This window comes from Natronomonas sp. (genome assembly GCF_028274965.1).
In the GTDB taxonomy this organism is placed as follows: Archaea; Halobacteriota; Halobacteria; order Halobacteriales; family Haloarculaceae; genus Natronomonas.
In genome coordinates, this window is sequence record NZ_JAQCNO010000071.1 from 49,737 (window position 1) to 70,047 (window position 20,311).

21 protein-coding genes, 1 tRNA gene and 1 pseudogene are annotated in these 20,311 nt (G+C 69.3%); 13 read left to right on the forward strand and 10 right to left on the reverse strand.

Going from position 1 to position 20,311, the window contains the following annotated elements:
• Nucleotides 1-382: 382 nt before the first annotated feature.
• Both mptA and Q0916_RS11515 read right to left on the reverse strand, forming a co-directional pair.
• Nucleotides 383-1,315 carry a GTP cyclohydrolase MptA gene (mptA, locus tag Q0916_RS11510; protein WP_299237414.1) on the reverse strand — a complete coding sequence of 311 codons (933 nt, stop codon included), beginning with the start codon at nucleotides 1,313-1,315 and terminating at the stop codon, nucleotides 383-385.
• A 68-nt stretch (nucleotides 1,316-1,383) separates the two neighbouring features.
• Complete coding sequence (locus tag Q0916_RS11515) at nucleotides 1,384-2,232, reverse strand: NAD(+)/NADH kinase (RefSeq protein WP_299237415.1); 849 nt, start codon at nucleotides 2,230-2,232, stop codon at nucleotides 1,384-1,386.
• A gap of 150 nt (nucleotides 2,233-2,382) precedes the next feature.
• Here Q0916_RS11515 and Q0916_RS11520 point away from each other — a divergent pair, with 150 nt between their 5' ends.
• A complete protein-coding gene (locus tag Q0916_RS11520) occupies nucleotides 2,383-3,417 on the forward strand; it encodes a KaiC domain-containing protein (RefSeq protein WP_299237416.1) in 1,035 nt (344 codons plus the stop codon).
• Between the two features lie 74 nt (nucleotides 3,418-3,491).
• A complete protein-coding gene (locus tag Q0916_RS11525; protein ID WP_299237417.1) occupies nucleotides 3,492-4,217 on the forward strand; it encodes a nucleoside phosphorylase in 726 nt (241 codons plus the stop codon).
• Between the two features lie 54 nt (nucleotides 4,218-4,271).
• On the opposite strand, the gene Q0916_RS11530 is transcribed toward Q0916_RS11525, so the two are convergent.
• Nucleotides 4,272-5,465: an NAD-binding protein gene (locus Q0916_RS11530; protein ID WP_299237418.1), complete on the reverse strand. Its 1,194-nt coding sequence runs from the start codon at nucleotides 5,463-5,465 to the stop codon at nucleotides 4,272-4,274.
• Between the two features lie 201 nt (nucleotides 5,466-5,666).
• On the opposite strand from Q0916_RS11530, the gene Q0916_RS11535 reads away from it, so the two are divergent.
• From Q0916_RS11535 to Q0916_RS11550, 4 genes are all read left to right on the forward strand, one after another.
• Nucleotides 5,667-6,893, forward strand: a complete 1,227-nt coding sequence (locus Q0916_RS11535; RefSeq protein WP_299237419.1) for a potassium channel family protein — start codon at nucleotides 5,667-5,669, stop codon at nucleotides 6,891-6,893.
• Nucleotides 6,890-8,071: a TrkA C-terminal domain-containing protein gene (locus Q0916_RS11540; RefSeq protein WP_299237420.1), complete on the forward strand. Its 1,182-nt coding sequence runs from the start codon at nucleotides 6,890-6,892 to the stop codon at nucleotides 8,069-8,071. The genes Q0916_RS11535 and Q0916_RS11540 overlap by 4 nt, the downstream gene beginning before the upstream one ends.
• Before the next feature lie 107 nt (nucleotides 8,072-8,178).
• Nucleotides 8,179-8,514, forward strand: coding sequence for a ferredoxin (locus tag Q0916_RS11545; protein ID WP_299237421.1), 336 nt, complete (start codon nucleotides 8,179-8,181; stop codon nucleotides 8,512-8,514).
• A 66-nt stretch (nucleotides 8,515-8,580) separates the two neighbouring features.
• Nucleotides 8,581-8,665: transfer RNA gene (locus tag Q0916_RS11550), tRNA-Leu, on the forward strand.
• Between the two features lie 293 nt (nucleotides 8,666-8,958).
• Here Q0916_RS11550 and thsA read toward each other — a convergent pair.
• Nucleotides 8,959-10,647: a thermosome subunit alpha gene (gene thsA / locus Q0916_RS11555; RefSeq protein ID WP_299237513.1), complete on the reverse strand. Its 1,689-nt coding sequence runs from the start codon at nucleotides 10,645-10,647 to the stop codon at nucleotides 8,959-8,961.
• Between the two features lie 197 nt (nucleotides 10,648-10,844).
• Here thsA and Q0916_RS11560 point away from each other — a divergent pair, with 197 nt between their 5' ends.
• The 3 genes and pseudogenes from Q0916_RS11560 to Q0916_RS11570 all read left to right on the forward strand — a co-directional run bounded on the left by Q0916_RS11560 (nucleotide 10,845) and on the right by Q0916_RS11570 (nucleotide 13,410).
• Nucleotides 10,845-11,219: a GMC family oxidoreductase N-terminal domain-containing protein gene (locus tag Q0916_RS11560; RefSeq protein ID WP_299237422.1), complete on the forward strand. Its 375-nt coding sequence runs from the start codon at nucleotides 10,845-10,847 to the stop codon at nucleotides 11,217-11,219.
• 60 nt (nucleotides 11,220-11,279) lie between these two features.
• Nucleotides 11,280-11,528 (forward strand): annotated as a pseudogene (locus Q0916_RS11565) (GMC oxidoreductase); the annotation flags it as partial.
• A gap of 127 nt (nucleotides 11,529-11,655) precedes the next feature.
• Complete coding sequence (locus tag Q0916_RS11570; RefSeq protein ID WP_299237423.1) at nucleotides 11,656-13,410, forward strand: histidine kinase N-terminal 7TM domain-containing protein; 1,755 nt, start codon at nucleotides 11,656-11,658, stop codon at nucleotides 13,408-13,410.
• Nucleotides 13,411-13,443: 33 nt separating this feature from the next.
• On the opposite strand, the gene Q0916_RS11575 is transcribed toward Q0916_RS11570, so the two are convergent.
• The 3 genes from Q0916_RS11575 to Q0916_RS11585 all read right to left on the reverse strand — a co-directional run bounded on the left by Q0916_RS11575 (nucleotide 13,444) and on the right by Q0916_RS11585 (nucleotide 15,075).
• Nucleotides 13,444-14,007: a KH domain-containing protein gene (locus Q0916_RS11575; protein WP_299237424.1), complete on the reverse strand. Its 564-nt coding sequence runs from the start codon at nucleotides 14,005-14,007 to the stop codon at nucleotides 13,444-13,446.
• Between the two features lie 61 nt (nucleotides 14,008-14,068).
• Complete coding sequence (locus Q0916_RS11580; RefSeq protein WP_299237425.1) at nucleotides 14,069-14,566, reverse strand: GNAT family N-acetyltransferase; 498 nt, start codon at nucleotides 14,564-14,566, stop codon at nucleotides 14,069-14,071.
• Nucleotides 14,563-15,075, reverse strand: a complete 513-nt coding sequence (locus Q0916_RS11585; protein WP_299237426.1) for a metallophosphoesterase — start codon at nucleotides 15,073-15,075, stop codon at nucleotides 14,563-14,565. Before Q0916_RS11585 ends, Q0916_RS11580 begins: the two co-directional genes overlap by 4 nt.
• 77 nt (nucleotides 15,076-15,152) lie before the next feature.
• On the opposite strand from Q0916_RS11585, the gene Q0916_RS11590 reads away from it, so the two are divergent.
• Complete coding sequence (locus Q0916_RS11590; RefSeq protein ID WP_299237427.1) at nucleotides 15,153-15,551, forward strand: DUF2237 family protein; 399 nt, start codon at nucleotides 15,153-15,155, stop codon at nucleotides 15,549-15,551.
• 64 nt (nucleotides 15,552-15,615) lie between these two features.
• Here the strand turns inward: Q0916_RS11590 and Q0916_RS11595 are convergent, their stop codons facing one another.
• The 3 genes from Q0916_RS11595 to eif1A all read right to left on the reverse strand — a co-directional run bounded on the left by Q0916_RS11595 (nucleotide 15,616) and on the right by eif1A (nucleotide 17,296).
• Nucleotides 15,616-16,329 carry a phosphoribosyltransferase family protein gene (locus Q0916_RS11595; protein ID WP_299237428.1) on the reverse strand — a complete coding sequence of 238 codons (714 nt, stop codon included), beginning with the start codon at nucleotides 16,327-16,329 and terminating at the stop codon, nucleotides 15,616-15,618.
• A 45-nt stretch (nucleotides 16,330-16,374) separates the two neighbouring features.
• Entirely contained in the window at nucleotides 16,375-16,899 is a 525-nt protein-coding gene (gene pyrE / locus Q0916_RS11600; protein ID WP_299237429.1) for an orotate phosphoribosyltransferase, read from the reverse strand.
• Between the two features lie 103 nt (nucleotides 16,900-17,002).
• Complete coding sequence (gene eif1A, locus Q0916_RS11605) at nucleotides 17,003-17,296, reverse strand: translation initiation factor eIF-1A (protein ID WP_299237430.1); 294 nt, start codon at nucleotides 17,294-17,296, stop codon at nucleotides 17,003-17,005.
• 252 nt (nucleotides 17,297-17,548) lie between these two features.
• Here eif1A and Q0916_RS11610 point away from each other — a divergent pair, with 252 nt between their 5' ends.
• From Q0916_RS11610 to Q0916_RS11620, 3 genes are all read left to right on the forward strand, one after another.
• Nucleotides 17,549-18,166, forward strand: coding sequence for a metal-dependent hydrolase (locus tag Q0916_RS11610; RefSeq protein WP_299237431.1), 618 nt, complete (start codon nucleotides 17,549-17,551; stop codon nucleotides 18,164-18,166).
• A gap of 66 nt (nucleotides 18,167-18,232) precedes the next feature.
• A complete protein-coding gene (locus Q0916_RS11615) occupies nucleotides 18,233-18,955 on the forward strand; it encodes a GNAT family N-acetyltransferase (RefSeq protein ID WP_299237432.1) in 723 nt (240 codons plus the stop codon).
• A gap of 215 nt (nucleotides 18,956-19,170) precedes the next feature.
• Nucleotides 19,171-20,277 (forward strand): sensor histidine kinase, encoded by a 1,107-nt coding sequence (locus tag Q0916_RS11620; protein ID WP_299237433.1) that lies wholly within the window; start codon nucleotides 19,171-19,173, stop codon nucleotides 20,275-20,277.
• Nucleotides 20,278-20,311 lie beyond the last annotated feature (34 nt).

Here is a 20,311-nt window from a genome sequence, read left to right on the forward strand (position 1 = left end):
TTCGGTTCGATCCGCGAACCGGGGCGTCGAGGCGCTCCGGACGCGGCCGTTTCGAGTGCCGGCGGCGGCGCCGTTTCGAGAACCGAGCCGGTCGGAGGACGTGTACCACCGTCCGGCGTACCCGGCCTCGATAGCGATCGGCGTCGAATCGGATCGGACCGCGGCGTCGATCCGGATCCGGGACAACGGGCCGCCGATCCCCGGCAACGAGACGGAGCCGCTCTTTGCGGACAGCGGTCCGAGCGCCGTCTGCCACGGGGCTGGACTGGGGCTGTCGCTCGTGTACTGGGCCGTCGATATCTGCGGGGGACGCTCTCGTTTCGCCGCGACGACGCGGACAGTCGTAACGTCGTCGCCATCGGACTCCCGAGGGCGTGACCGGCTACTCGCCGTTGACCTCGGTTTCGAGCTGTCCGAACTCGGCGACGCGCTCGGCGTGGGCGTTGTGTTGGTGGATCGATTCGTCGTTGGACTGCTCCATCCGGACGACGGCGTCCTCGGAGAGCCCCGGGTAGGCCTCGACAATCCCCTCGGCCATCGACCGGACGCAGTCCTCGACGAACTTCGCGTCGCTGTGGCTGTCGAAGGTCATGTGATCCTCGTCGGGCCGCTTTGCGAGGTTGTAGATGCGCGCGCTCATCGAGTCGCGGGCGATGTCGATGAGCCGGTTGAGGTCCACGATCGGATCGCCGTCCGTCTCGACTGTCAGGGTCGCGTGGCCCCGCTGTGAGTGTCCCGGCTGCGGGACCGCGGCGAGGAACTCGTCTACCGTCTCCCGTTCGACGTCGAGGTCTCGGAGGACGTCCCTGGCCCGGGACTCGCTCATCCCCTGCGAGCAGGGACAGACGGTCATGCCCACGACGTGACAGCCGATCTCCTCGCGCGTGGTGCCGTCCTCGTGGGCAGTCGCCGACGCGATGATGTCGGCCGTCGCCTGCGTCGGGCGCCCCGTGGCCGGGGTCTCCTCGCGGATCACGTACTCCGCCTCCATCCGGACCTTCGCCCGCGTCGTGTAGTCGTGTTTCTCGATGAGCCGTTCGGCGACGTCGCCACAGACGTCCTCGACGCGGAGTGCGGGTTCGGAGACGGCGTCCTCGAGCATCTCGTCGACGACCTCCATGTTCCGGCTCATGTCCGCGCCCTTCCGCCAACTGGGCAGGTCGACGAACACCTCGAAGTCGGCCATCAGGACGATCGGGCGATCCCCGTCGCGGTGGAGCTTGACGAGCTTTTCCACCCCCGTCACCCCGACGCGATCGAGACCGACGCTGACATCCGGGCTGGCGGCTTGTACGTCCGGCAACTGCTGACTCATTAATTACTTAAATGAGTGCGGCGGGGATTAGGGCTTTCGGAAGTGGCAGGCCCCCGGCGGCGTCGGTCTTATTCGAGCTTTCCGAGCGCCGCAAAGAAATCCAGGCGGGGGCCGGCGACCCGGACGGGGTCGGCCGCCAACGCGAGACGCACCGTCGTCGGAGGGGTAACCCGCTCGCGGGAGCGGCCGTCGGCGACGACGAACGCGTGGTCGGGGCCCTCGATCCGGACGCGGAGCGTCGAGTCGGTCGGGACGGCGATCGAGGGCATCGACCCTTCCGCGCACATCTCGGTCGCAACGAGCGCCGACACGTCGGGGTGGACGAGCGGGCCGCCTTCGCCGAGGTTGTACGCGCTGGATCCCGCGGGCGTCGAGACGAGCACCCCGTCGGCGTGCCCCTCGGAGTACGACTCCCCGTCGATGCGGACCTCGAGGTCGAGGCCGTTGTTCCGGCCGCGCTGGGGGCCGAGAACGACGACCTCGTTGACCGCCGGCGGGAGCGTCCAGACGCCCTCCCCGCGTTCCTCGTCCGTTCGGGCCCCGTCCTCGCCGGAGGCCCGGATCTGCGGGAGCTCCTGGAGTTCGGCCTCGCCGGCCCGGGGCCGTTCTGTTGCCGCGCGGACGGCCTCGACGCAGTCGTCCGGCGAGACGGCGTTCAGAAAGCCGACCTCACCCAGGTTGACGCCCATGATCGGCGTCGGCGAGACCTCCCGCGCGGTGAACAGGAACGTCCCGTCGCCGCCGATCGAGACGACGAGATCGCACGCCGACAGCGCGCCGACCGAGCGGCCGTCGACGCCAAGCCGGGTCCCCGTCAGCTCGTCGACTGAGACGGTCGCGTCGACGCTGCGGCGGATCCGGTCGGCGAGGCCGACGGCCCGTTCCGTGTCCCGCTTGGCGACGATGCCGAGATGCATCGCCGGGGCGTTCGACAGCCCGCGAGAAAAGCCCCCGGAGCGGCCGCGATCGGACGCCTCGGCGGCCGCCGTCCGATCCGACCTCCGGCGCAGGGTTAAGACCCCGGGGGACCAACGCGGGGACATGCGCCGGTCGATCGGGGTGAGAGCGTGAGCGACGACGACTGGTTCGAGAGCGGATCGGATTCCCCGAACAGAGAGGCGCGCGACGACGACTGGTTCGAGGGCGACGAGCCCTCCGAGGAGCCCGCGGACGAAGAGGCGACGCCGGGACCCGAGGAGTCGCCGTTCGGCGGGGGTGGCGGAGGCGGCGAGCCGTCGATGGACGACTTCGAGGCCGCTTTCGACGCCGGCACAAGCGCGGGCGGCGGGGGGGGCGAGCCGTCGGTGGACGACTTCGAAGCCGCCTTCGACACCGGCACGAGCGCTGGCGGCGGGGGGGGCGATCCGGCCGGAGACGACGAGGGGTTCGACGAGGAGTTCGAGTCGGACATCCCCCGGTTGGACCTCGGGATCACGGGCCTCGACGAGATGATCCAAGGCGGCGTTCCGAAGCGCTCTCTCATGGTCGCCATGGGGTCGGCCGGAACCGGAAAGACCACGTTCGGGCTGCAGTTCCTCCAGTACGGGATCGCCAACGGCGAGCGGGGGATCTACATCACCCTCGAGGAGACCGAGTCGGCGATCCGGCAGGCGGCGGTCGAGAAGGGGTGGCCCTTCGACGAGTACATCGAGGACGACCGCCTCGCGATCGTCGATCTCGACCCCGTCGAGATGGCAAACAGCCTCAGGTCGATCGGGAACGACCTCCCGCGGCTCATCGAACGTTTCGATGCCGACAGGCTCGTCCTCGATTCGGTGTCGCTCCTCGAGATGATGTACGACTCCCCGTCGCGCCGCCGGACGGAGGTGTTCGAGTTCGCCCGCTCGCTCAAGCAGGTCGGGGTCACGGCGATGGTGACGAGCGAGGCGAGCGACGAGGACGACTACACCTCGAAGTACGGCATCATCGAGTACCTCACGGACGCGGTCTTCGTGCTGCAGTACGTGCGCTCGGAGTTCCAGGAGACGCGGCTCGCAGTCGAGATACAGAAGATACGGAACGCGAACCACTCCAGAGAGACCAAGCCCTACGAGATCACCGGCGAGGGGATCTCGGTCTACCGGCAGGCGAGCATCTTCTGATCGGACCGCGAGGCGGCCGGGGCGGCCGCGCGGAACCCGACCGACTTTTCAACGCATCGGCGGCTACGTGTGGTATGGCGAAACAGCCGCACCTCCTCGTCGAACCGGGCGACGTGGCCGATGTCGCGTTGGTGCCCGGCGATCCCGGGCGCGTCGATCGGATCGCCGAGCACTGCGAGGACGCCGAGACGATCGCACAGAACCGCGAGTACAAACTCGTCAACGCGACCTACGAGGGGTCCGCGGTGACGGTCTGTTCGACGGGGATCGGGTCACCCTCGGCGGCCATCGCCGCCGAGGAACTCGCCGCGGTCGGCGCCGAGACGTTCATCCGGGTGGGGACGACGGGAGCCTTACAGCCGGGGATCGAGATCGGCGACACGGTCGTCGCGACCGGCGCGGCCAAAGACGAGGGGACGACGAAACGCTACGAGGACGCGACGGTGCCGGCCGTTGCGGAGTACGGAACCCTCTCGGCGCTCGTCGCGGCGGCGGAGACGCGCAACGCGCCGGTCCACGTCGGGCCGATCGCGACCGACGACGCCTACTACGCCGAGACGGACGAGTACGTCGAGGCGTGGTCCGACGCCGGGTTGCTCTGCGTGGAGATGGAGGCCGCGGCGCTGTTTACCCTCGCGCGCCGGAAGGGACTCGCCGCCGGCGCGATCTGTACGGTCGACGGGAACCTGATCGAGGGCACACAGAAGGGCGAGACGGACGACGACGAACTCCCCGAGAAGGCGAAAAACAACGTCGATCGCGCGATCCGGATCGCCCTTGAGGCCGCGGCGACGCTGTGAGACCGGCCCGCCTCGCGTCGTTGGCCGGCGTCGCCCGCCGTCTGAGGCGTCCTGTCAGTTCGGTCGCCCCTCGGAGCCGGTATCGAGGATCCGGTCGATCACGCGCTCGGGGTTGTCGTTGCCGAACGCCGATTCGACGAGCAGGCGACCGCCGAGAACGGCCGGGCTCATCACGACGTCCGCGCCCGCCCGGCGGAGCTTGCGGACGTTCTCGCGTTCGGTCGCCGCGGCGACGATGCGCAGCCCGGGGTTGAGTTCCCTCGCCGTCAGCACCGCCATCGCGTCCTGGGCGTCGTCGTTGGTCGCGACGATGAGCGCCCTTGCGCGTTCGATGCGGACGAGTTCGAGCGGGGCCTCGTCGCTGGGGTTGGCCGTCACGACCTCGTGGCCGCGGTCGCGGAGCCGTTTCGCGTCCGCCTCCTCGCGGACGATGACGACGACGTCGGTTCCGTCGAGGCTCTCGAGGATCGGTTCCGTGAGATCGCCGTATCCGGTGACGATGTAGTGTTCGTCGAGTAGGTCGAGCTGTTTGTCGTTCATGTTTCCGAGTGCGGTCGCGAGGCGGGCTTCGATGAGCGGGCCGAGGAGCGTTCCGAGGGCGACGCCGAAGCTGGCGACGCCGGTAAAGAGGACGGACATCGAAAAGAGCCGGCCGATCTGCGTCGTCGCGGTGAGGTCGCCGTACCCGACCGTCGAGGCCGTCACGAGGGTGAAGTAGAACGCGTCGAGGACCGTGTCGACATGGTTGAACTCCTCGCGCAGGGCGTACGTCCCGACGGTGCCGTACGCCTGCACCCCGACGACGGCGGCGAGAGACGCCAGTTGGGTCGTCGTGAGGTCTACGGTCCGATCGAAGAACCGACGGTTGATCCCGACGGCCGGCAGGGCGAGCGCCGACACGGCGACGAGCGGAAACGACAGGAGACTGGACTGGACGAGCCCCTGTAGCCCGGTGATCGGCAGCAGCACGATCGCCGAGTACCACGCCGACCGGTAGCCGCGCCGGAGGCCGTACACGCTCAACAGCATCAGAAAGCCGGTCATCGCCCCGGTGAACCCCGCCGTCCGGGCCGCGATCTCGGGGACGTACACCGCGAGCGGGCCGGAGACGGACGTCGAGCCGATGTTGACGATCCCGGTGACGATCGAGAGCACCGCGACGAGGGCGGTCAGAAAGACCGCCGCGCGCGTTCGAACGGGGGCGAAGCGGTCGGCGTCGTGTCGCTCTCTCGGTTCGGGGCCCGCCATCGGCCGCAGTTCCCGGCCGAGCGACAATAACGCATCGTTGTCGGGGCGCTACCGTCCCCGGGTCGGGTCGTATCGGGCGAGGCGGGGCAGGGCGGGGCAAGGCGACACCGACCGGACCGCCGGAGCCGAACCGCACGGAAGCGGCGAAACCGGTCGCCGGCGGGCGACAGTAGTTTATTCCGGGGCGGTGTCGGTACCGCCATGACGCAGCCGCTTCCGGTCGAGATCGTCTTCGGGATCTATCTCGGCGTGCTCACGGGGATGCTTCCCGCGCTCGTGTCGTGGGGGCTCGGCTTTCTGTTCAAGTACGTCACCGGCGTCTCGATCCCCGCCTTCGGCGTCGTCGTCCTCGCGTTGGCGCTTGCGGGGATCAACGGCGGGCTGTTGGCGCTGAACGACCCGGCGGTGCTCGAGTCGGGGCTTCGGGTCGTCATCGCGCTCATCGTCGTCCTGATGCTCTCGCTGTACGCGCACTCGAAGGGGGACGCGATGGGCGCGACGATGCCCAAGCGGATCTCGTTCGGAACGATCCGCGATCGGACCCTCTCGAGCGACGTCGTCGAGCTGATCGGCTCCCGCGGGGAGGTCCGGATCGAGGTCGTCGGCAGCGTCGCCAACATGGAGGGGTATCCCCCGCTGTCGGAGGCGACGAGGGCGGAGATCGAAACGGGCGAGTGGCGGCTGCCGGCGGACCTGCCGATCTCCGAGCTCGAGACGCGCTTTGCCGACCGCCTGCGGACCGAACTCGACTTAGCGGACGTCTCGGTCGGCATCGACGATCACGGCCGAGCGACGGTCGTCGCCGCGCCGCCGCTGTCGGGCGTCTCCAAGCGCGTTCCGACCGGGAAGCGCGCCGTGTCGGTCGACGGACTGGTCCCGACCGGGGTCGCCCGCGGCGATCGGGTGCTCGTCGTCGCGGACGACGCGGAGATCGCGGGGACGGTGATCGCCGCAAGATCGTCCCCGGAGCGCGAGGGGGCGGCGAAACCGGAGGCGAAGGCGGACGGCGGAGCGCCGAGCGACGCGGGAGCCGCCGCACAGACCCCGGCACCGGCGGCGACGGGCGGGAACGGGCGGGTGACCGTCGCGGTCGACCGGGCGAACGCCGACGAGTTGCTCGGCGTCGACCGGGCGAAGGTGGTCGTGTTGGCCCGCGGGACGAGACGCGAGTTCGAGCTCGTTTCGATGCTCCGGCGGGCCGGCAAGCGGTTCCGGACGGTGACGCTGGGACCGACGGGCGCGTTGGTCGGCTCGACGATCGGACGCGCCGACGTCCGCGAGGCGCACGGCGTTGCGGTGTTGGCGATAAAGCGATCGGACGGCTGGGTCGTCGCCCCCCGCGGGAGCGCCGAGTTGCGGGCCGGCGACGAGCTCTTCGTCGTCGGGAAACGCGACGCGCTCGACGCCTTCGAGGGGGTGGCCGCGTGAGCGTTCTCCTCGGGGGATCGACCGTCTTCGGGGCGTTCCTGCTCGACGTCACCAGGGCGATCGTGTTCGTCGCCGTCGCCGCCGTCGCCGGGGGGCTCGTCGGTGTCCTGTACCGGTGGTACGCCGGCGAGCGCGTCGCCGACGGGCTGGCGGTGCTCGTCGGACTCGGCGTCGTGGCGCTGTATCTGAACACGGCGGGCGCGCTCGGGGAGGTCATCGGCGGCGACATCGAACTGTTGGCCGTCCAGACGGCCGTATTCAACACGGTCACGTTCGTCTTCGCGGGCGGAGCGGCCGTGGGTGGGAGCCGCCTCGGCGACCGGATCGGGGCGGGGCTTTTCGCCGTCTCCGGCGGGGACCGCCTCGATCGCGACGTGAGCCGCATCGTGCGAACGGTCGGGCGCGTGACGACGGTCGAGGTTCCCGAGGAGATCGGCGACATGGAGGGATACGACCCCGTCGACGGCGCGACGAAGGGGAAACTCGCCGGCCAGACGCTCGTGTTCCCGCGGCGGTTGACCGTCGAGGAGCTCCGGAGCCGGCTCAAAGAGCGCCTCCGAACCGACTACGGCGTCGGTCACGTCGACGTCGACGTCGACGAGGAGGGCACCGTCGGGTATCTCGTCTTGGGCGCCCGCGAGTCCGGGATCGGGGTGACGCTCCCGCCGGGGAGCGCGGCGGTCGCGATCGAGGCCGACCCGCCGAACAACGCGAGCCCGGGCGATTCGATCGAGGTGTGGACGGACGGCGATCCCGGCGCGGGGACGGAGCCCAAGCGCGTGACGACGGCGGAGCTCCGCGGTGCCGTCGGGGACGTCGTCACCGTGGTGACCGACGAGGCCGACGCGAAGCGCCTGGACACGGGGCGGCGATACCGGCTTGTCACACTCCCGCTGGAGGCCAAGGTCGACCGGGAGTTCGCCGCGAAACTCCGGGCGGCCGAGGAGACGATGGGCGCAACGACGGTCGCCGAGGGGAGCGCACTCGTCGGCAGCCCCGTCGGGGCGCTCGACGTTGCGGTCGTGGCCGTGCGGGCTCTCGACGGCGACGTCGTTGCGATCCCGACGCGGGGGCGGCCGATCGCCGCCGGCGAGACGATCTACGCGGTCGGTCGCCCGGATCGGTTCCGGAAACTCGAGGCCGCCGCGGGGTCGCCCGCCGTCGCTGGCGGCGACTGATCGCGTCCGGTGACGGAGACACCGGCGCCGACACCGGGGACGGAAACGAGGACGGGGAGCCGGCGCGTATCCGTTACACACAAGCCCGGTGACGGCCGAGTACGGACATGCCCGACAACCCTATCGATCCGAGCGAGATCGGCGAGGGGGACGCCCCGCCGGTCGCGGAGGCCCCCTACAAGATCATCTTCGAGGCGAACAAGTGCATCGCGGCCGGCAAGTGCGCCGAGGTCTCCGCGAACTGGGAGATGGACATCACGACCGGGATCGCCAAGCCGACCGTGTACTTCTTCGACGAGTCGGATCTGGCGCACAACGTCGATGCGGCCGAGGCGTGTCCGGCGAAGAAGGACCGCGGCGTTATCCACGTCGTCGACCGGCGGACGAACGAGGAGATCGCGCCCGATCCCGACGGTAGCGGGGCGCTCTCCGTCGACTGGTAGGGCCGGACCGCGTCGCACAGAACGGACCGAAACGCCCATGTCCCGGGGCGACCGAGTGCCGTGCGCGCGAGGGTGGCCGAGTCTGGACAATGGCGGCGGACTTAAGATCCGCTCCCGTAGGGGTCCGTGGGTTCGAATCCCTCCCCTCGCACTCGTCGGGTCAAGCGCGCGAGTCTGTGAGCGCACCGGCGGGGACGGTTCTGTTGAGGTGTCCCCGGCGTCGGCCCCCTATTGGAGCGCTCACCGCGGGTCCGCGAACGCAACAAAAACCCGCATCGAGCGTCGGGACCCACCGGTTTTGTGCTTCGTCGCCGGGAGCGACGCCTCCGGCGGATGGGAGGCCTCAACGGGACGAGAAGGCGAAAAAACGAGACGACGGGATCGATCGTCGGTCGTCGGTCGTCGGTCGGTGCGGATCGGTGCGGGAAGCGAGCGCGGCCGGCGTTACATCATGCCGCCCATGCCGCCGCCCATACCGCCGCCCATGCCGCCCATGCCGCCGCCCATACCGCCGGCACCGCCGGGGCCGCCCGCGGGGGCGTCATCGTCGTCGTCATCGGAACTGCCGCCCTTGAGGTCGCCCGCTGCGATGACGTCGTCGATGCGGAGGATCATCACGGCGGCCTCGGTCGCGGACTCGATGGCCTGCGTCTTCACTTCGAGGGGTTCGACGACGCCCTCGCCCTCCATGTCGATGACCTCGCCGGTGTAGGCGTCGAGGCCGGCGGTGTCGTCGCCGTCGGCGTGTTTGCTGCGGAGATCGACGAGCGAGTCAATCGGGTCGAGCCCGGCGTTCTCCGCGAGGGTTCGCGGTATGACGTCGACGGCGTCGGCGAAGGCCTCGACGGCGAGCTGCTCGCGGCCGCCGACGGAGTCGGCGAAGTCGCGGAGCCCGAGCGCGAGGGCGATCTCCGGGGCGCCGCCGCCGGGGAGCACCTGGCCGTTCTGGAGCGTGGTGCGAACGACGCCGAGGGAGTCCTCGATCGCGCGTTCGATCTCGTCGACGACGTGTTCGGTGCCGCCGCGGAGGATGAGCGTGACCGCGCGGGCCTCCTCGACGTCCTCGACGAAGATCTTCTCGTCGCCCGCGATCGGCTTTTGGGTGACCGAGCCGGCGAAGCCGAGGTCCTCGGTGGTGATGTCGTCGACGTTGGAGACGACGCGGCCGCCGGTCGAGCGGGCCAGCGCCTTCATGTCGGATTTCTTCGCGCGGCGGACCGCGAGGATGCCCTCCTGGGCGAGGTAGTGCTGGGCCATGTCGTCGATGCCTTTCTGGCAGAAGACGACGTCCGCGCCGACCTCGGCGAGCTTGTCGACCATCTCTCGGAGCTGCTGTTCCTCCTGGTCGAGGAACTGCTGGAGCTGGTCGGGATCGGTGACGTTGACCTCGGCGTCGATCTCGGTCTCCTTGACCTCGATGGGCGTGTCGAGCAGCGCGATGTCGGCGTCCTCGACGAGGGCGGGCATGTTGTCGTGGACACGCTCCTTGCCGACGAGGACGCCCTCGACGAGTTCGGACTCGTCGACGGCGCCGCCGACGACCTTCTCGATCTTGATGTTGTCCGTGTCGATGTCGTCGCCGTCGGCAACCGCGCGGACGGCGTCGACGACGAGACCGGCGAGGAGGCCCTTCGAGGCCTCCGCGCCCTTGCCGGTCATCGCCGTCGAGGCGATGGACTCGAGGATCTCGGTGTCGTCGGCCTCGACGTCGATCGAGATGTCCTCGAGGATGTCCTTCGCCTCGGCGGCGGCCTGGCGGTACCCCTGGGCCAGAACCGTCGCGTGGATGTCCTGCTCGAGGAGGTCCTCGGCCTGCGAGAGGAGTTCACCGGCGATGACGACGGAACTCGTCGTCCCGTCGCCGACCTCCTCCTCCTGTGTCTCGGCGACCTCGACGATCATGTTCGCCGCCGGGTGTTCGATGTCCATCTCGCCGAGGATGGTGACGCCGTCGTTCGTGACGACGACGTTGCCCGTCGAGTCGACGAGCATCTTGTCCATCCCTTTCGGCCCGAGCGTCGTCCGTACGGACTCGCTCACGGCCTTGCCGGCCGTGATGTTCATCGACTGCGCGTCGCGGCCGGAGGTTCGCTGGCTCTCCTCGGAGAGGACTATCATCGGCTGGTTGCCCATCTGCTGTGACATAATCGTCTGAATGATTGTCTGTGGTTCTATATAAACTTTTCTGAAACCGGGAGGCCGAAACCACCCGACGTGCCGCCGATACCCATGAGAGACGCACACACGAAACGTATATATACGATGACATTGCGCGCCGGGCGTTCGGGCGCCGTCGGACGGTTTATCCTGTCCCATCTCTACGCGGGACGATGACAACCAAGACCGCGGCGTACGACTACGTGATCGTCGGTACCGGATCGGCGGGCTGCGTGCTCGCCGCCAGACTCAGCGAGGACCGCGACGTCTCCGTCCTCGTGCTCGAGGCCGGGGCGCCGGACGAGAAACGCGAGATCGACGTGCTGGTCGCCTTTTCTGAGCTCTTCGGGTCCGGGGCCGATTGGGCCTACGACACCGTCACCCAACCGGAGATGAACGGCCGGGAGCCGTACTGGCCGCGGGGGAAGTCGCCCGGCGGGTCGAGTTCGATCAACGCGATACTGTACGTCGGGGGCCACCCGAGCGACTACGACCGCTGGGCGTCGCTCGGCAACGACGGGTGGGGGTACGAGGACGTCCTGGCGTAGTTCAATCGAAGCGAGCGCTTCGACGGCGTCCGAGGCCCCGAACGCTGGCCCGGCGGGGACGTCGAAACCGACGCCGAGACCGAGGCCCACGTCCGGAAGGGCGCACACACCATCTACCACCCGGTCGGGACCTGCACAATGGGTGACGGCGAGGGCGCCGCCGTCGACGACCGACTGTGTGTTCGCGGCGTCGAGGGGCTCCGCGTCGTCGACGCGTCGGTGATGCCGCGGCTCGTCGGCGGGGACACGAACGCGCCGACGATGATGATCGCCGAGAGGGCCGCGGCGGTGATCCGCGGCGAGGCATGACCGATCGCGTCCGCGCCCACGCGAACCGTTATGCTCCACTGCGGCCGCCGGGCGCGTTCTCACGCTTCGGTCTCGGGTAGCCGCACCAGGCGGAATGTTTTATTGCGTGCTGTTCGTAGCTCAGCGCGTGAATCCGCTGCAGGCGGGGTACGTTGCGCTTTTCGTCCTCGCGGCAGCCGGCTGTTTTTTCGGCGCCGTGCGGACGCGCACGCTCGGCGAACCGGAGATCGGCCGTCCCCTGCGGGTGTTTCTCGCGGCGACGGGGATCTGGGGCGTCTCGGGGGCGGCGCTGTTCGTCGCGCCGTCGCTGCGGGTCATGAGCGCGGTCTACACCGTCGGGCTCGTGTTCGGGTTCGGCACCGTCTTCGCGTGGCTGTGGTTCTGTTCGGCGTACGCCGGCCGGGGCTACCACCGCGACCGGCGGATACAGGCGGCCGCTGCGGGCGTGTTTCTCCTCGTCAGTTCGATCAAGCTCACCAACCCGATACACCACGCCTACTTCGTCCCGGCGCTCGCAGACGACCCGTTCGTGCACTTCGCCCCGGAGGCCGGGGCGTTCTACTGGGTCGTCACCGCGGTCGCCTACACCGGGTCGGCGGTCGGGCTGTACGTGCTCTTCGAGCTGTACTTCGCCTCCCGGTTCAACTCGCTGAAGATCGGGCTGTTGACGGTCGCGATCGCGCTTCCGGTCGTGCCGAAGCTACTGGCGGTCGTCAGCGATAGGTCGCTCCTGCTGTTGTTCTACGAGCCGATCGGCGCGGCGGTTTTCGCCGTCGGCGTCGTCTCGGTCGCAACGGAGAGTTTCCTCTCGGTCCGCGCGCCGGGGCGCAGACAGCTCGTCGAACGGCTCGCCGACCCCGTGTTGATCGTCGACAGCTCCGAGCGCCTCGTCGAGTACAACGAACGCGCCCGCGAGCTGTTTCCGGAGGTGGCCGGGAGCCTCGGGGACCCCCTCGCCGGCGTCGCCCCGTCGGTCACAGAGGCCGAACACGGGGATCGCATCGGGATCGTGCGGGACGGCAAAACGCGGTACTACCTCCTCAACCGGTCGGTGATAACCCTGGGGTCGGCGCCGATCGGTCGCGCGATCGTGCTCTCGGACGTGACCGACCTCGAGAGACAGCGGGACCACCTCGAACAGCAGACCGCACACCTCGAAAACCTCACCGAAGCGATGGCGCACGAACTCCGCAACCCGCTGGCGATCGTTCGCGGGAACTTGGAGCTACTCGGCGAGGAGGCCGGCAGGCCGGATCCGGACCTCCCCGGCGCCGTCGAACGCGGAGAGCCGGGCGGCGTCTCCGCCGCGGCCGACACGGGGGGGCGCGCCGCGCCGCCCGGCGCGGGCGAGAACGACTCGATCGGGACCGCCCTCGCGGCCGTCGAACGGATGGAGGGCGTGGTCGACGACCTCATTTCGATCATGGAGTACGGGACGCCGATCACCGACACGGAACCGCACCCGATCGGGTCGATCATCGACGACGCGAAGGGCTCTTTCGGCGGGACCGTCGAGGTGATCGGCGGGCGCGAGCGTCCGATCGTCGCCGACAGGACGCGCTGTGGCGAACTGTTCAGACACCTCTTTCGGCTCCACGACGGGCGCGGCGCATCGACGGTCTCCGTCGAGGTGCTTGAGGAGGGGTTCGCGGTCGGAAGCGACGGCGAGCGGTTTCTCACGTCCGAGCGCGGGAAGCTCTTCGAGTACGGTGTAGAAACCGGGGAGAACGCGCGCATAATCCTGGCGAACGCGTGGACGCTCGCGAACCTCCACGGGTGGTCCATCGAGGCGGACCCGGAGGCCGACGGCCCGCGGATCGTCGTGTCGGGCGTTTCCTACGCGGACGAGGGGTCCGGAGGGCCGGGGGAGACGGAGGGGTAGTCGGATGCGGACCCGCGGCGCGTCGGCGCGCGCTCAGGCCGACGGCGATCCGTCCGGGAACCGGTGGTACTCGATGTCGTTCGAGCGCATCTCGTTGTGGCGGCGCTCGAGAAAGGAGTACACCGCGCCGTGGGGCGCGCCGTCGAGGATCATCTCGGCGGCGCTGCGGACGGCGTCGGTCTGTTCGGGCGACCCGATGATCCCGAGCGTCGTCCCGTAGATGACGACGTCCGCGCCGCTGAGTTCGGCCATCAGTTCCCGCGTCCGGCCGTTCTCACCGATGAGTCGCCCCTTCTTGCGCTTGAGATCCTTCTTGTTCCGGGTCGCGGCCTCGATGTCGACGAGTTCGAACCGCTGCATGTCGTCGTCCAACAGCCGGAAGGCGGCCTCCGGGGAGAACCCCCGGCCGATCGCCTTGACGATGTCGGGGCCCTTCAGCCCGAGTATCGGGTCGCCGACCGATTCGACGCGGACCGAACCGGTCTCGGAGTCGATGTCGAGTCGGACCTCGGCGCGGGACTCGATCTCGCGCATCGTCTCACCCCCCTCGCCGATGAGCACTCCGATCCGGTCGTTCGGGACAGTGACGTGTTTCATACCGTCGGGTTCGTGATCCGTACTGTTAAGCGTTCGTTGACGGACCGGCGCGGACCCGCGGTTACACGCGCCGTTCGAACCCCAACTCCGGGTGGCGCTCGCCCGCGATCTCCGCGTCGGTCGTTCGACCCCGCTCGAACCCGCGGGACTCGAAGAACCCGACGCCGACCGCGTTGTCGGCGAGGACGCCGCAGGCGACCCGATCGACCCCCTGTGCCACGGCCCGCTCGGTCGCCCGCTCTAACAGCGCCGAGCCGATCCCATCGCCCCAGCGGTCCGGGTGGACATAGAGCGTGTGGAGTTCGGCCTCGTCGGCCCACGTCCGTTCGACGCTCGCGAAGCCGACGACGCCCTCCCCCTCCTCGACGGCGACGTAGAACCCGATCGCGTCCTCGGCGACGGCCGCCTCGAGGATGCTCGGGTCGTAGTACGCCTCGAGCGCGGCGGCGATCGTCGAGGGATCGAGAAAGCCGCCGTAGGCGGCGTACCACGCGTCCTCCGCGACCGCGGCGATGGCGTCGGTGTCCTCGAGGCCGGCGGGTCGGACGTCGGCGGTCATACGGAGGCGTCGACGCCGTGAAACGCGACGGTGTCGTCGTCGGTGTTGACGACCGCGACGGTCCGGTGCTCCGCGGGGACGGTCGGGAAGTGCGCGCCGGGGTTGACGACGACCGCGTCGCCGACCGACCGTTTCTCGTGGACGTGCCAGTGGCCGTGGACGACGTAGTCGTACGCCCCCGAGGACGCAAGCGCCTCGACGACGGGACGGTCCTCGCCGTGGACGACGGCGAACGTCCGGTCGTCGAGGCGCAACTCGGCGAACCGCCCGTGGAGCGTCCCGCCCTCGAGATCCTCGAAGGCGTCGCGGAGCCCCTCCCGCTCGCCGTCGTTGTTGCCCCGGACGGCGTGGACCGCAACGCCGTCGCGGTCGAGAGCGGGGATCAACGGCGGGGCGACGAAGTCCCCGCAGTGGATCACACACTCGGCGCCCGCCTCCTCGAAGCGGTCCATCGCGGCCTCGGCGGCCGGAACGTTGTCGTGCGTGTCGGCGACGATCCCGACGTTCATGCTCGCCGGTACGGCGGCTCGCGAAATGAACCCTCGGGGACGGAAATCACTATCCGCCCGGCGGCCCTACTATCGGTATGACAGAACGGAACGTCCTCGGCGGGGACCTCGACGCCTGCAACAGGGACCCGACGACCGGGTTCGAACGGGACGGCTGTTGTAACACCCACCCCCGAGACCGGGGGCGTCACGAGCTCTGTGCGGTGATGACGGCCGACTTCCTCGAGTTCAGCAAAGCACAGGGAAACGACCTGACGACCCCTCGTCCGGAGTTTCAGTTCCCCGGGCTGACGCCGGGGGACCGCTGGTGTCTCTGTCTCGGCCGGTGGGTCGAGGCGCTCGAGGCGACGCGCGAGGAGCGACTCCCCGAGACGACGGTCCCGCCGGTCGTCTTAGAGGCGACGAACGAGGCGGTGCTCGACACGGTGTCGCTGGACACGCTTCGGGAGCACGCCTACAGTCCGGACGCCGAGTGACGCGACGCCGGCGGCCGCTGTCGGGTGCGACACGGGATCGGAGCGATCGGAGCGGTTCGGCGGTTCACTCGAGTGAAAGCAGCGCGCCGACCGGCGCGTCGGTGTGCGAGCGCGCGCGGGCGGTGCCCTCCTCGCCGACCGCGATGAGGGCGAACACGCCGGTCACGTCCGCGTCGGCTGCCGCCGCGATCTCCAAGAGCAGTTCCTGCGTCTCGCCGGACCGGATGAGGTCGTCGACGATGAGGACGGATTCGCCCGGCGAGATCGCGTTCGCCGGGAGGTAATAGTCGATCTCGATGCCGGATTCGAGCCGCCGCCTGACCTCGATAAACTCCTCGACCGCGGTCTCTCTGGACTGCTTTGCGTACACGCAGCGGCCCCCGAAGTACTCCGCCATCGCCGCCGCAAGCGTGATCCCGTCCGTGGCCGCGGTCAGGACGGCGTCGGGGGACTCGACCCCGAGCGTCCGGGCGGCGACGGGCGCAACGAGAGAGAGAAACGACCGATCGAAGACGAGCCGCGAGTTGTCGACGTACCCGTCGTCGTCGACGACGATCCGCTCGTCGAGTTCGGCGACGAGTAGGTCCCGCCCGGCGCCCTCGACGATCTCCCGGGCGCGGTCCTCGCTCGGGAGGACGTGTCCGTTCACGTAGCGGTTCAGGTCCCCGGCGGGCAGCCCCGTTTCGGCGGCGAGTTCCTCGTAGGTTCGGGTCCGCTTCAGCGCGCGTAACACGTCGAGTGAACGCAACTGGAGGGCGGCCTTCTCCGAGCGGTTCATGCGTTGCAGTGGCTTACCCCACGGGCATGAACACTTCGGTGTCTCTCACCCCCGGTCCTCGAGCAGCTCGCTCGCGGTCACGAGCGCGTCGAGTTCGACGTCGTGTTCGGCGAGCGTGTCGCGGGCGCCCTCCTCGCGGTTGACGACAACGACGACGCGCTCGACGGTCGCCCCCGCCTCCCGCAGCGCCTCGACGGCGTCGAGGGCGCTCCGGCCGGTGGTCGCGACGTCCTCGAGGACGACCACCTCCTCGCCGGGATCGAACTCGCCCTCGATCCGGTTCCCGGTGCCGTACTCCTTTTGATCCTTTCTGACGATGAGGTACGGCGTGTCGGTCTCGACGGCCGTCGCCGCCACCAGCGGGACCGCGCCGAGGGCGACGCCGGCGAGCGTCGTCTCCCCGACCTCGTCGGCGAACGCCGCCGCGATCAGCCGCAGACACCGCGGGTTCGTCTCGAAGACGTACTTGTCGACGTAGTACTCGGAGGTGCCGCCGTGTGAGAGCTCGAACTCGCCGAACCGCACCGCGTCGGCGGCCCGTAGCGCGTCGATGAGTTCCCGGGTTCCCATACCCTTCGATCGGCGCTGGGGATCAAAAGCGGCGCGGAATCGCCGCGCTCGGCGTCGCCGGGGGCGTCCGCGCCCGAACCGACCCGCCCGGAGGTTCGCGGCCTCAGACGCTGTCGGTGATGTGGCCTTCCGAGCGGAGCTGGTCGGCCTCGGATTTCTCGTAGCGCCAGACGACGTCGGCCTTCTCGTCCTGCCAGTCCCAGGGTTCGACGAGGACGACGTCGTCCTCGCGTATCCAGATCCGCTTTTGCATCCGCCCCGGGATGCGGGCGGTGCGCTCGGTGCCGTCCATGCACCTGACGCGGACGCGGTTGGCCCCGAGCATGTTCGTGACGACGGCGAACACCTCGTCGTCGTCGGGCATACGAAGGTTCTTCCGGCCCTCGTTGTCGCTCATGTGCCGGGATTGGACAGGAACGGTGTTAAGGTTTTATCGACGCCGTACCGCTCGAAAACGGTGGGTCGGGTCGGATGCCGTCTCAACGTTTAATCCGGTCGGGTCGGAGGGTACGACACGGTCGGGATCCCGGTCTGCACCGAGTTTTGAGCGGCTCCGAAGGGCCGCCGGACCGCCGCGATCGGCGACGGAGATATACGCCCTACCCGCCTACCCCGGACCGATGCGTTCCGACGCGACGCGAACAGAGCCATGATGCTGCCGACCCACGCGCTGGTCGGGATGGCGCTCGGGCTCCCGATCGCCGTCTTCGCCCCGGAGCTCGCCCCCGCGGCGCTCGCCGGCGGGCTCCTCGGCGGGGTGTTCCCCGATCTCGATCTGTACTCCGGGCACCGACGCACGCTGCACTTTCCGACGCTGTATCCGGTCGCCGCCGTCGTCGCCGCCGTCGTCGCCGTCGCTGTGACGGCGCCGGTGTCGGTCGGGCTCGCCGTCGGGATCGCCGCGGCGGCGGCGCACTGCCGGATGGACGTCTACGGGAGCGGCCTCGAGCTCCGGCCCTGGGAGGGCAACTCCCGGCGGGCGGTGTACGACCACGTCAGCGGCGAGTGGATCAAGCCCAGGCGGCTCGTCTCGTATGACGGCTCGCCGGGCGATCTGGCGCTCGCGGCGACGGTCGCGGTCCCGCTGTATCTCCTCGTCGGGTGGCCCTACGACGCGATCGTCCTCGTCGCGGTCGGGGTCGGCGCGTCCTACACCCTCCTCCGTCGGTACCTGGCCGAACTCGCGCCGGTCGTCTTCGGGGTCGTTCCCGGGGCGCTCTCGAAGTACGTCCCGGAGCGGTACCGAAACGGCGAGACCGAGCGCTGAGCCCGGGCGAACGCGCCGGCGAGGGGTTGTGTCCGGTTTTATTAGATCGGGCGCCGTACGGTCCGTATGGAAATACGCGAAGCCACGACCGACGACGGTTCGGCGATCCGTTCGATCGCCCTGCGATCGATGGAGGCGTCGTACTCGCTGAGCCCGAGCACGATCGAGAGCGCGATCATACAGTGGTACGGGGTCGACAACTTTGTCGAGACGCTCGGGGACGACGACGTGTTGATCCTCGTCGCCGAGGTCGACGGCGAGCCGGTCGCCTTCTCCGAGAGCGTGCTCGTCGAGGACCGCGGCGACATCCACTGGCTCCACGTCGCCGCGATGCACCGCGGCGAGGGGATCGGCCAGGAGCTCTACGAGGCGACCCGCGAGCGGCTCGAGGCGGCCGGCGCGGAGGCGATCCGCGGGCTCGTCCTCTCGATGAACTCCGGCGGGAACCGCTTTTGGCAGAACCGCGGCCTCCGGAAGGTCGGTGAGGGGACCGTCGAGATCGACGGGACCGCGTTCGTGGAGAACATCTACGTCGACGAGGAGGACATCGAGCTCCGGCCGATCGTCGTCGACGACCGCGAACTCTACATCGACAGGGGCGACTCCGATCGGGGATCCTCGGGTCCCTTTTTTACCGTCTACACCGACGAGGAGCGCGAGAACCGCTACAGCTACTACTGCGGGTCCTGCGACTCGCTCGTCACGTCGATGGACACGATGGGCCGGCTCTCGTGTGAGGAGTGCGGCAACCAGATGAAACCGACCCGCTGGGACGCCGCGTACATGTAACGGCGGCCGAAAACCGACGCAAGAGCCTCCGGCGGGCCGTTTCCGGCGTTCGTCGGGGGAGAACACCTGTATGTGTGTCTTGGAACGTCCGTTCGGCCGTTCGGACCGGCGGGTCGAAACCGAACGATCGTAGTCTTATTGAGATCTTCGGTCGACGGATCGGCGTCGAACCCCGTCGGTGTTTCGGGATGTTACGGCTGAAAGAGTTATATCCGATGGATAACAAGCCGGTGGTGTTCGGACGGATGAGAAACGAGTCACGCGACGAGAGGACGGAAAAACGCGCCGCGAAACGGGGCGCCGAGAACCGGTGGGAGCACCTGGTCGAGCACATCCACGACGCGGTCGTCGAGTTCGAGCTACTCGACGGCGAGCCGGTGGTACGGGACGTCAATCGGGCGTTCGTCGATTGCTTCGGCTACGAGAGGGCGGCCGTCGTCGGGGGGTCGCTGAACGAGCACATCGTTCCGGAGTGGCTCGCCGACGAGGCGTCGGCGCTCGACGAGCAGACCGACGACGGCGAGATCAACTACCGGCGCGTCCGGCGACAGACGGCCGACGGGCTCCGGGAGTTCCTGTACCGCGGGATCCCGATCCCGCCGGAGGAGGGCCGGACCGACGGGTTCGCCGTCTACACCGACCTGACGGACATCACGCGCCAAGAGCGGCGATTGGACGTGTTGAACCGGGTGCTTCGGCACAACCTCCGGAACCGGGCGACGACCATCGCGGGGAACACCTCGCGGCTGTTGGCTGAGGTGGACGACCGGACAGAGGAGTCGGCGCGGGCCGCCGCCACGGTCGAGCGGGAGGCCGAGGCGCTCCGGAAACTCGCCGAGGAGGCGACGCGGATCCGACACCTCACCGAGGCCCGCGACGTCGGGGGATCGATGGACTGCGTGCCGCTGTTGCGGGACTGCCTGGCGGACTGTCGCCGGAGCCACCCCGGGGCGGACGTGCGCGAGGAACTGCCCGCCTCGGCGGACGTCCGCGCGACGCAGGACCTCCGGATCGCCGTCGAGAGCCTCCTCGAGAACGCCGTCGAGCACAACCCAGCGCCGGACCCGATCGTCGGGGTTCGGATCGAGCGGGCCGCCGACGGCTGGATCGACGTCTGCGTCGAGGACGACGGCCCGGCGATCCCGGCCTCCCAGCGCCGGATCGTGACCGGCGAGGCGGACATCACGCCGCTGCGACACAGCAAAGGGATCGGGCTGTGGCTCGTCAAGTGGACGGCCGAGCGCCTCGGCGGCGAGTTGTCCTTCGAGTCGAGCGCCTACGGCGGCAACAGCGTCCGGATCCGGATCCCCTCGGCGGAGTGAGCGCGCCCCGCCGGCGGGCGAGGCGAGAGCTCGG